This is a genomic window from Mycobacterium sp. pV006, assembly GCF_041287115.1.
In the GTDB taxonomy this organism is placed as follows: Bacteria; Actinomycetota; Actinomycetes; order Mycobacteriales; family Mycobacteriaceae; genus Mycobacterium.
This window is the reverse complement of sequence record NZ_JBGGKT010000044.1, coordinates 1-2,067: the sequence shown is the minus strand read 5'-3', so window position 1 is coordinate 2,067 and position 2,067 is coordinate 1. Positions and strand designations below refer to the sequence as shown.

1 protein-coding gene is annotated in these 2,067 nt (G+C 66.4%); it reads right to left on the bottom strand.

Going from position 1 to position 2,067, the window contains the following annotated elements; all coding sequences use genetic code 11:
* A partial coding sequence (locus ACAG25_RS24705) for a toll/interleukin-1 receptor domain-containing protein (protein ID WP_370491053.1) occupies positions 1 to 2,015 on the bottom strand: 2,015 nt, incomplete at its 3' end.
* Positions 2,016 to 2,067: the final 52 nt, after the last annotated feature.

The following is a 2,067-nucleotide window of genomic DNA, read 5'->3' as shown; positions in this document are numbered from 1 at the left end:
ATGAGGGCGGTGGCGGCCAGTACGGCGCGCAGGATGCGTGAGCGTTTGCGCAGGGTGGCGCTGTGGGCTTCGGCGGTGGCTTGGCGTTCTTGGGCGTTGTGGGCGCGTTCGCGGGCGGTGTCGAGTTCTCGTTGGCGTTGTTGTTCTTCGGCGGCGTGGCGTTGGTTTTCGGCGTGGCGGCTGGCGGCGAGGTAGTCGGTGACGGTGTTGAGTCGTTCGCGGAATCCTGGTGTGTGGGCGAGTGTTTCGGCGTCGGTGAGGCGGGTGCCGGCCAGTAGCCAGGCGGGATCGTGGTGGTGGTGGGTCCAGGCGGTGGCGGCGCGTTCGATGTCGTCGGCGGCTTTGAGTTGGTGGCGTTGGTCGGCCAGCCAGGCGGCGAGGTCGTCCCATTGGCGCAGCAGGCTTTCCAGGGCGACTTCGACGACGATCTGGCCGTCGCGGGTGTCTTTGACCATGAGTCGTTTGGCGACCAGGGCGTCGATGAGGGGGCGGCTGGGTTCGGGGAGGTCGTGGTAGCGGGCCACCCGGCGTAGTGGTTGGTCGTTGTCGGGGTTGATGGTGGCCAGCCAGGGGATGAATGCTGCGCGCAGGGCGTCGAGTTGGGTGCGGCGTTGGTCGGGGTCGGTGGCCAGGATCTCGTCGATTTCGGTGGCCACCACATGGGCCATTCCGCCCATGTCTTGGTAGTGCTGCAGGCAGAGTTCGCCGTCGTGGCCGTAGTCGGTGTAGAGCCGTGACATGGTCAGGGCCAGCATGGGCAGGGTGTCGGCGCCGGCGCCGGCGTCGGCGAGGAGGCGTTCGACGAGGTCGGGGGCCACCCGCAGGGGGGTGCCGGCTTCGGTGGCGCGCATGGCCGGGCCGACGATGACCTCTTTGAACTGGGTGGGCGGCATGGGTTTGAGTTCGTCGAACAGCAGGGTGTCCACGCCGGCCAGGGCGGGGTGGGTTTGCATGACCTCGTAGCGGTCGGTGCGGATGGTGACTGCCACGATCAGTGCTGTTTGGGTGGTGTTGAGAGTGCTGACCAGCCCGGCGATCAGGCCTAAGAAGGTCTCCGCTGTTGCGGCGGATTCGGCGGTGAACAGTTCTTCGGCCTGATCGACCGGTAGTACCAAGGTCGGGGCCACGCCGGCCTGATCGCCGCGGTCGATCAACCGTGCGGCCGCAGCAGCGCGGATCTGGTCGAGCCACCCGGCTATGGTGGCCACCTCGGCGTTCTGGCAGGCGGTTTTGATCTGCCCCAGATTCGGTGTGGTCAAACCGAATTGGCGTCGGCCGGCGTGGATGGCCGCGGCCAGCCCGGACTGGCCGGTCAACGCGTTGCGTTCCGGGCGCACGATGTCGCAGACCACAAAGCGGCGGTCTTCACGGGTCAACCGCGGCAACAACCCGGCCCGCAGAAACGACGACTTACCGGTGCCCGAGGGGCCCAGCACCACGAACAACGACTTCAGCTCTGAGAGCCGCATCCCACGCACCGCGTCCAGGGCCCGCACCAATTGGGCGTCGCGACCGAAGAACACCGCGGCATCACAGGGCTGCAACGGTTCCCACCCCCGATACGGTGCGCGGTCAGGATCAGTCGGCGGCGGCCAGACAAACGACTCGGCACCGATACCGGCCCCGCGGATGGCATCGCGCAACCGGTACAACCCCTCGGTGGCAAAAACCACCGGCGCCCCACCGTCCACCTCGACCTCGGTCAACGCGCCGGCACCGAACAGATCGCAGCGCTGCCACTCCGAGGTCAACCCATCCCCGGTCGAGGGCTCCAACCGCGCCACGAAAATCTGCTTGTTCAAGTTCTCCGCGGTCCGGTACTCCACCCGACACTCATCAGAGGCCTCCCAATGCCGCGACAACAAACAGATCACCGCCTCACAACGCGCATTGGCCTGCCGCAACGCCTCCTTCCACCGTGAACCCGCCCGCAACCCCGTATCCGGATCCACATCCAAAAAAATCTCATTCGCCAACGGCGGATCCTGCAACGCCAACCACCGCTTCAACCCCACCGCCGCACGCACATCACGACTGGAATGACTCAAAAAAATCCGCGACACACCA